7 protein-coding genes and 1 pseudogene are annotated in these 7,739 nt (G+C 65.7%); 2 read left to right on the top strand and 6 right to left on the bottom strand.

Annotation, left to right across the window (positions count from 1 at the left end; translation table 11 throughout):
* The 3 genes and pseudogenes from J5Y21_RS09990 to J5Y21_RS09980 all read right to left on the bottom strand — a co-directional run.
* Positions 1–437: pseudogene (locus J5Y21_RS09990) on the bottom strand (hypothetical protein); the annotation flags it as partial.
* Positions 438–449: 12 nt separating this feature from the next.
* Positions 450–1,877, bottom strand: a complete 1,428-nt coding sequence (locus J5Y21_RS09985; RefSeq protein ID WP_210575178.1) for a phosphomannomutase/phosphoglucomutase — start codon at positions 1,875–1,877, stop codon at positions 450–452.
* A gap of 96 nt (positions 1,878–1,973) precedes the next feature.
* Positions 1,974–2,447, bottom strand: a complete 474-nt coding sequence (locus J5Y21_RS09980) for a DUF3499 domain-containing protein (RefSeq protein WP_210575176.1) — start codon at positions 2,445–2,447, stop codon at positions 1,974–1,976.
* A 242-nt stretch (positions 2,448–2,689) separates the two neighbouring features.
* Between J5Y21_RS09980 and J5Y21_RS09975 the strand changes: the two genes are divergently transcribed.
* Positions 2,690–3,088 carry a metallopeptidase family protein gene (locus J5Y21_RS09975; RefSeq protein ID WP_246875155.1) on the top strand — a complete coding sequence of 133 codons (399 nt, stop codon included), beginning with the start codon at positions 2,690–2,692 and terminating at the stop codon, positions 3,086–3,088.
* Between the two features lie 8 nt (positions 3,089–3,096).
* Here J5Y21_RS09975 and J5Y21_RS09970 read toward each other — a convergent pair whose 3' ends face one another.
* The 3 genes from J5Y21_RS09970 to J5Y21_RS09960 all read right to left on the bottom strand — a co-directional run bounded on the left by J5Y21_RS09970 (position 3,097) and on the right by J5Y21_RS09960 (position 5,929).
* Positions 3,097–3,396 carry a WhiB family transcriptional regulator gene (locus J5Y21_RS09970; protein ID WP_076599791.1) on the bottom strand — a complete coding sequence of 100 codons (300 nt, stop codon included), beginning with the start codon at positions 3,394–3,396 and terminating at the stop codon, positions 3,097–3,099.
* 333 nt (positions 3,397–3,729) lie between these two features.
* Entirely contained in the window at positions 3,730–4,818 is a 1,089-nt protein-coding gene (locus J5Y21_RS09965) for an NDP-sugar synthase (RefSeq protein ID WP_210575171.1), read from the bottom strand.
* Between the two features lie 196 nt (positions 4,819–5,014).
* Positions 5,015–5,929, bottom strand: coding sequence for a glycosyltransferase family 2 protein (locus J5Y21_RS09960; protein WP_210575164.1), 915 nt, complete (start codon positions 5,927–5,929; stop codon positions 5,015–5,017).
* A gap of 177 nt (positions 5,930–6,106) precedes the next feature.
* Between J5Y21_RS09960 and J5Y21_RS09955 the strand changes: the two genes are divergently transcribed.
* Positions 6,107–7,708 (top strand): LCP family protein, encoded by a 1,602-nt coding sequence (locus tag J5Y21_RS09955; RefSeq protein WP_210575163.1) that lies wholly within the window; start codon positions 6,107–6,109, stop codon positions 7,706–7,708.
* The last annotated feature ends 31 nt before the right edge of the window (positions 7,709–7,739 follow it).

Genomic DNA, 7,739 nt, shown 5'->3' with positions numbered 1-7,739 from the left:
GGCGTGATGTCCTCGACCACTGGGCCGGATGCGGGACCGGCGAGCACGACCTCGGCGCCGCGGCCGGCAGCCGCGCTGATCAGGCGGGTGGCGTTCTCCGCGTCGGGGGCATCGCCCACGACGATGACGACATCGAGGGCGCCGACGAATTCAGGCACGAAACGGGTGACCATCACTGGGGCGCGGCCGAAATTGAGCAGCGCGACAGCGCACTGCGCCGCGGCCTCTGAGACAGCGTCGGTGACCAACACAACGACGCTGCGCGGCGAGGTGTTCCGCAGCCCATCGAGAAGCTCTATTGCTTGCGCGACAGCGCGGACATGCGCACCTTCGTGGGCGACGTCGAAGAAGCGGACGGACTCGATGTCGTAGCCGGCTGCCCCGTCGTAATAGCTCCGGTCGTCGGCGCCCAGGTCAGAATACGTCTCAGGTGCCATTTTCCACGCTCCTTAACCGCGGATGATGCCCAGCACGTCAGCGACGAGCGCATCGACCTCGTCCTGGGTCTCAGCCTCCACATTGAGGCGCAGCAGCGGCTCGGTATTGGAGGCGCGGACGTTGAACCAGGCCTTCGTGTCCTTCAGCGACACGGTCACGCCGTCGAGACGGTCGACGTTCTCCGTGCGGTCGGCGAACGCCTCGACCACTGCCTCCATCGTCGCGTCCTGGTCGGCGACCTCGGAGTTGATCTCGCCGGATGCGGCGTAGCGGTTGTAGCTGGCCATGAGCTCACTCAGCGGCGCGTCCTGCTCCGCCAGGGCGGCGAGCACGTGAAGGGCGGCGACCATGCCGGAATCGGCGTTGAAGAATTCAGCGAAGTAGTAGTGCGCGGAGTGCTCGCCGCCGAAGAGCGCGCCCTTATCAGCCATCTCAGCCTTGATATAGGAATGGCCCACGCGCGTGCGCACCGGGGTGCCGCCCTTAGCTTCAATCAGCTCCGGCACGGCCTGTGAGGTGATCGCGTTGTAAATGATCGTCGCACCCGGGGACGCCTTGAGCGTGCGTTCTGCCACCAGCGCGGTGATCGCCGACGGGGAGACAGGTTCGCCCTTCTCGTCGACGACGAAGCAGCGGTCCGCGTCGCCATCGAAGGCGAGGCCGATATCCGCGCCTTGCTTGACGACGAACTCCTGCAGGTCCACCAAGTTCTTCGGATCCAAAGGATTCGCCTCGTGGTTGGGGAACGTGCCGTCGAGTTCGAAATAGAGCGGACGGATATCGAGGTTCTCCTCGCTGCCCAGCACCGCCGGGACGGTGTGGCCAGCCATGCCGTTCGCCGCGTCGACGGCGACGACCAATTTCCGGTCGTTCGATACCGGAACCAGGTCGCGGAGAAAGTCCGCGTACTCGCCGAGAATATCGCGCTGGCTGACCGTGCCAGACTCGCCGTCGTAGGCGGGCACGCCCTCAACCAGCATGTCGGTGATCTCCGCCAGACCCGTGTCCTGGGAGACCGGGGTGGCGCCGGTGCGGCAGAGCTTGATGCCGTTGTACTGCGCCGGATTGTGGGAGGCGGTGAACATCGCCCCGGCGCAGCCGATCACGCCGGCGGCGAAGTAGAGCTCGTCGGTAGACGTCAGGCCCAGATCGATGACGTTCAGGCCCTGGCTGGTCACACCGCGGCCGAATGCGGCGGCCAGCGCCGGCGAAGACGGTCGCATGTCGTGGCCGACAGCGAGGGTGGTCTCCCCTTCCCCACGCAGGATGGAGGCGAATGCTGCGCCGGCGTCGAAGACGAAGTCCTCGTCAACAGTGGCCTGATCAGCCGGTTCGACGACACCGCGAATGTCGTAGGCCTTGATGGCCGCCTCGACATCCTCGCGGGAGCGAGTGCGGGTGTGGTTCTGGTGTGCGGGCTGTGACGGTTGTTCAGTCATGACCCCCGATCTTAAACGCGTTCGGGGTACTACGGGTCGACCTGTCTGCCACTCCCAGAGCAGTCCCAGGCGCCCGCTAGCGTGAATCGGTGCCCGCTAGCGCGAATCGCTGTCTGTCTGTTCTGTATCCGTATCCGGATCGGGCACGACAGTCAGGTGCGCGCGGCGGGCGGCCTTGTGCTCGGCGAGGTGCTCGCCGACACGCTTTGTCCGGTACACGGGGTGGTTGGACGTGTCCGGGTTAGTGAAATCACGCTCGGTGTCGAATTCGATCGGGTCCTGAGTGGTATCCACCAGGCCCGTGGTCACGCGCCCGGCCTCGCTGACGGCCTGGGCCAGGGCGGTGATCTCTTCTTCGTCGGAGAGCTCGATATTGTCGATGCGCACCATCTCCCAGCCCACGGGGGCGGTGATGTGCTCGGAGTGGCGCTGGCACAGATCCCACGCGTGCGGGTCCGGCGACGGGGACAGCGGCCCGACGATGGCGGTTTTCTCGGAGTACGCGTACACGAGCGTGGCGATGGCGGGGCGGCCACACCCGGGGCGACAGCAACGGCGGAAGGTACTCACGGGGCAATAGTCTAAACCCAAGGTTTAGTTTTTGGCTCGCGACGCGCGGCGCGTCCGCACTCGCCCCACTGGCGCACAGTCCTAGATTGATAGCTATGACTCACCCCGGCGCACACCCCGCACGCTTGGACACCAGCTCCGGCAACGGCCCCGGCCACGGTCCGGCCGCAGGCGCAGGCACGGACACCGCGCGCCTGCCCGTGCGACGCGACCGCCACGGCCACGGTGTGCGGGGGCCGCTCATGCCGGTGTCCGTCCCGCGCTACCGCACCCGCTCCATGGACTTCGACCAGGCAGTGCTCGAAGCGTATGCGCCGCTGCAGAACCGCTATTTCGACCACCTGACCGGCGTGGACCTGGCAGTGGACACGATCCCGCGCATGCGGCTGCGCTCCGACATGATCATGCCCGACGAGATCTACGCCGACGGCCCGATCCCGCTGGGCCGCGTACTGCAGGCGGGCGTGGACCGCGCCGGGAATCCGACGCGCGCACGCATCGTGATCTTCCGCATGCCGATCGAGCAGCGCTGCACAAACGCAGTAGAGCGGTCAGAACTACTCACTGTGGTTCTGACCGCTCTGGTCGCGCACTATCTGAATCTGGACCCGCGGGATATCGACCCGAACTTCCAGTACTGAGTGAAGCGTTAGCCGATCTGCTTGCGCAGGCGGCGGCGCTCACGGTCGGAGAGACCGCCCCAAATGCCGAAGCGCTCATCGTGCTCGAGTGCGTATTCAAGGCACTCGTCGCGCACTGCACATGCCTGGCAGATGCGCTTCGCCTCGCGTGTGGATCCACCCTTTTCAGGAAAGAATGCCTCCGGATCAGTCTGAGCGCACAGGGCCTGGTCCTGCCACTCCTGCTCGACGGTGCCGAAAAGTTCGTCGAGGGTCATTCCGCCCGCAGCCGCGCCGCGGAGAGTGGCGCCTGAAACCATATCTTCCACGCCGTCCCCTTTCTGAGTCTTGTTTGTCGCCGTGTTGCTGTCGTGGCGCTGATTGCCAATGCCCGCCATAGTGCCATGCCGTCAGCACCGCCCCCACCGTGTGGCCGCCGCTGATTACACAAGTGTGATTCAACCCTCGCGCACTAAATAGCGTCAACACGAAGCGGGACAAAACTATCGCTTCGCTGGGCATTAGCGCGGGTTTCGGCCGTCGCACGCAACATCAGTCACATACGCCACATACCCCTCGCGACGGGGGTGACGCACGGGGGTACTAGATATAGTGGTGGGTGCCCCCGCAAGCAACTAATGCGCTGGTTCCCCGGCGTGTCGCTACGCGTCCGGCGAAAAACGCACTCCCAGGTCCGGAATATCCACGCCCGGCCACACGCGCATTCCGCCCTGCAGCTCGCAGCGCGCACCGATATTCACGCCGTCGCCGATCACGCAGTCCTGGATGCGCGCATTCGCACCGATGGTCGTGCCGGAGGCGATGATGGAATCACGGATCATGGCGCCGGGCTCGATAGTGACACCGTCGAAGACCACACAGTCATCGAGGCGGCAGCCCGCGCCGATGGTGGAGCCGCGGCCGACAGAGGTTCCTCCGACGAGGATGGCGCCGCCGGCAACACCAGCGGATTCGTCGATAAGCGATTCTCCCGTGCGCCCCTCCAACAGCGGACTGGGCGCGATACCGCGGACGAGGTCCGACGAGCCCTGGACGAAGTCCGACGGGCGGCCCATGTCGCGCCAGTAGCTCGCATCGACGTGGCCGTAGACGCGAGCGCCGGATTTGAGCAGGCCGGGGAATGTCTCGCGCTCGACGGAGACGACGCGGCCTTCCGGAATCGCACGGATCACATCGCGCTCGAAGACGTAGCAGCCGGCGTTGATCTGGTCTGTCGGCGGCGCCTCCGTCTTTTCCAGGAAGGCCTCCACGCGGCCATCCGCGTCAGTGGGCACGGAGCCGAACTGGCTCGGATCCGGCACGCGCACGAGATGCAGCGTGACATCCGCTTCCTTATCGGCGTGCGTCTGCAAAATGCCGCCCAGATCCGCACCGGAGAGCACGTCGCCATTGAAGATCATGGCCGTGTCGAAGCGCAGGCGCGACTCGACGTTGCGGATGCCGCCGCCGGTGCCCAGCGCTTCCTCCTCCACGACGTACTCAATATCCAGGCCCATCTCAGAGCCGTCGCCGAAGTATTCCTCGAAGACCTCCGCCTTATAAGAGGTACCCATGACCACGTGCTCGATGCCCGCGGCCTTGATGCGGGCGAGCAGGTGCGCCAAAAACGGGTAACCGGCGGTGGGCAGCATCGGCTTGGGCGTGGACACCGTCAGCGGACGCAGGCGTGTTCCCTGCCCGCCGACCAGCACGACTGCATCGATCTGGGAGGGGTCTACCGTGGAAGCCATTGTGTGGTGCGGCCTTTCTGTTGGTTGCTACCGTTCGTCGTCTCGTTGATGAAGGTATGGAATTGAACTCACCCGCAGCATCACCGCCGCGGGAGAAGCTTGCGCATTAACCTAACGGTTCGGTCTGCCAATAGGGCGCTTTGACGGGGCCAAGCGACTGGACAGTGGCTAGGAACTCGCCTGGAAAGCCCTTCCTTCAAGCGCTTCCCCAAAAGCCCGCGAGCACGGCGCGGCCTTTGAGTCCCAACCACAGCGCGGCACGGATCGGCGCCTGCCAGGCGTGCGGGTGGCGGTCGGCCTGGAAGCGGTAGGCGGAATCGTGGTGCGCGGGCACGGTGACGCGAGAATGCTTCTTCGCGGAGTGGCCCTGATCGTGGAAGATCACGGAATCAGGGCAGAAGATATTGTCCCAACCGGCGCGGGATAAACGGTCGCCGAAGTCGATGTCTTCGAAGTACATGAAGTAGCGCTCATCGAAGCCGCCGATGGCGTCGAAAGCCTCCCAGCGCACGAGCAGGCACGAGCCCGACAGCCAGCCGGCGGGGCGAACCGTCGTGAGGTTCTCCCCCGCTTTGTACGCCTTACTGAAGGGGTTGCCCGGCCACACCGGGTAGAGCACGGCGTGCCCGATGCCAGTGACCAGCGTGGGCACTTCGCGCGCTGACGGATAGGCCGAGCCGTCGAGCTCCTCGATACGCGGACCGACCGCCCCGGCGCGCGGATGCTCGCGGGCGCACGCAAGCAGCCTGTCGAGGGAACCGGGACTGAATTCCACGTCGGGGTTGACGATGAGGAAGTACTCGCCGTCGATCTCGCCTGCCTCACGCGCCGCGGCGAGGTGACGGGCAGCAGCATTGATGGCCGCGCCGTAGCCGATATTTCCGCCGGTGGGCATGAAGTCCACGTCCGCGCGCTCCGCGGCCATCGCCTGCGGCACGCCGTCGGTGGAACCGTTATCCGCGCAGATCAGGCGCGTTTCGCATGAGGAGGCGGAGCTGAGCGTATCGACGAGCCCCGCCAGGTGCTTCCCCGGCGAGAACGTCACAGTGACCACGGCCAACGGGGCAGCGCTCTGCCCCGCCGCGGTATCTCGTCCAAAAGTCGTACTCACAGTCTGGCAGCTTACAGCCGACAGCTGCTGCTGGATCCCGGCGCGCGCGGGAGTGTGCACTATACTTTCCACCTAATGTGAAGAACCCTCCGCGCGGGGTTCCGCTGGGCTGCTCGTGGCAGCCCGCACCTCCGCACGGCAGGCGGCGTGTGGACGAGACTTAGAGGGGCAATTTTCGTGAGCGTGAAATACCGGCCGGTGCGCGATATCCAGCCGGCCCCTTCCCGCGTGAAGGACATCAGCCAGGCAGGCCACCCGGCACTGAAGGCAGTGCTGGCGGTGCTGTCTGTCCTCATCCTGCTCGTCTCCGCATTGGGGTACTACTCCGTGGGCCGCTTGGGCGGGAACCTCTCGTCGACGGATCTGACATTGTCGGACGACAACCTCGACGGCGAGGACGGCGCAGTGGACATCCTGCTGGTCGGCTCCGATTCCCGCACCGACGCCCAGGGCAACCCGCTTTCCGCAGACGAGTTGGCGCGACTGAATGCGGGCGAGGCAGGCGGTGAGCTGAACACAGACACGATCATGGTGATCCGCGTGCCCAACGACGGTTCCCGCGCCACCGCCGTGTCCATCCCGCGTGACACGTACATCCACGATTCGACGTACGGCAATACGAAGATCAACGGCATCTACGGCCAGTACGCGAACGATAAGCGCGAGGAACTTCTCGAAGACGGGGAGAAGGAAGGCAAGGAGCTCGAGGAGAAGGCCGCCCAAGCTGGGCAGCAGGGGCTTATCGACGCCGTCGCTGACCTCACCGGCGTCGAAGTCGACCACTACGCCCAGGTGGGCCTGCTCGGCTTCGTGCTGCTGACCGACGCTGTCGGCGGCGTGGAGGTCTGCCTGAACGAAGCAGTGGACGAGCCGTTGTCCGGCGCGAAATTCCCCGCCGGCCGCTCCACTTTGGACGGCACGGAGGCTCTGGCATTTGTCCGCCAGCGCCACGACCTGCCACGCGGCGATCTGGACCGCATCGTCCGCCAGCAGGCATTCATGGCCTCCCTGGTCAACGAGGCGATCTCCGCCGGCACCCTGTCAAACCCGGCGAAGCTGCGTGAGCTGTCCAATGCGGTGGAGCGTTCCGTCAACGTCGATTCCGGCTGGAATGTCATGGGCCTGGTGAGCCAAATGTCCGACCTGGCCGCCGGCAATGTCACCTTCTCCACCATTCCGGTCACCTCCGTCAACGGCGTGGGCGATTATGGCGAGTCCATCGTCACCGTCGACCCGCAGCAGGTCCACGACTTCATGGACGACCTGGCTCAGAAGCAGGAAGAGACCGCCGAGCCGACCGACGAGACCGGCACCGGCAACCCCGATGGCGCGGACGGTGCCGCCGACATCTCCGCCGCGTTGACCGGTGCGTCGGTCACTTTGCTGAACGCCGGCAGCACTCCGGGCTTGGCGGCCGCCGTCGGCGGCTTCCTGGAGGAGAAGAAGCTCACGATCGAGAGCATCGGCAACGCCACCCCCGGCATTTACGCCACCTCCCAGATCGTCGCCCCCACCGCCGACGACCCGGCCGCCGCAGAACTCGCCGAATTGCTCGGCGGCCTGCCTGTCACCGTCAACGAGTCCCTCGACCCCGGCTCCGTCATCGTGGTCACCGCCGACGATTACACCGGCCCCGCCTCTGACGAGGTCGACCCCGATGCCGGTGCCGACGAGCTGACGGAGGAAGACACCGTGGGCACCCCGGGCGAGGACTTCGGCGCCGCCGAGGTCGCCCCGGAGATCAACGCCGGCGGCTCCGGCCCCCGCTGTGTGAACTAACTTCCCACACACCTGGCCGCAGCGTTTTCCC

Origin of the sequence: Corynebacterium sp. Marseille-P3884 (assembly GCF_017942225.1) — a bacterium.
GTDB lineage: Bacteria > Actinomycetota > Actinomycetes > Mycobacteriales > Mycobacteriaceae > Corynebacterium.
Note: the sequence above shows the minus strand (reverse complement) of the source record. Positions and strands in the feature narration are given on the sequence as shown.

Excerpts from the sequence above, each read along its gene's own strand:
- J5Y21_RS09965 (WP_210575171.1), bottom strand. The coding sequence starts at position 4,818 with ATGGCTTCCACGGTAGACCCCTCCCAGATCGATGCAGTCGTGCTGGTC.
- J5Y21_RS09975 (WP_246875155.1), top strand. The coding sequence starts at position 2,690 with ATGCCGGTGTCCGTCCCGCGCTACCGCACCCGCTCCATGGACTTCGAC.
- J5Y21_RS09985 (WP_210575178.1), bottom strand. The coding sequence starts at position 1,877 with ATGACTGAACAACCGTCACAGCCCGCACACCAGAACCACACCCGCACT.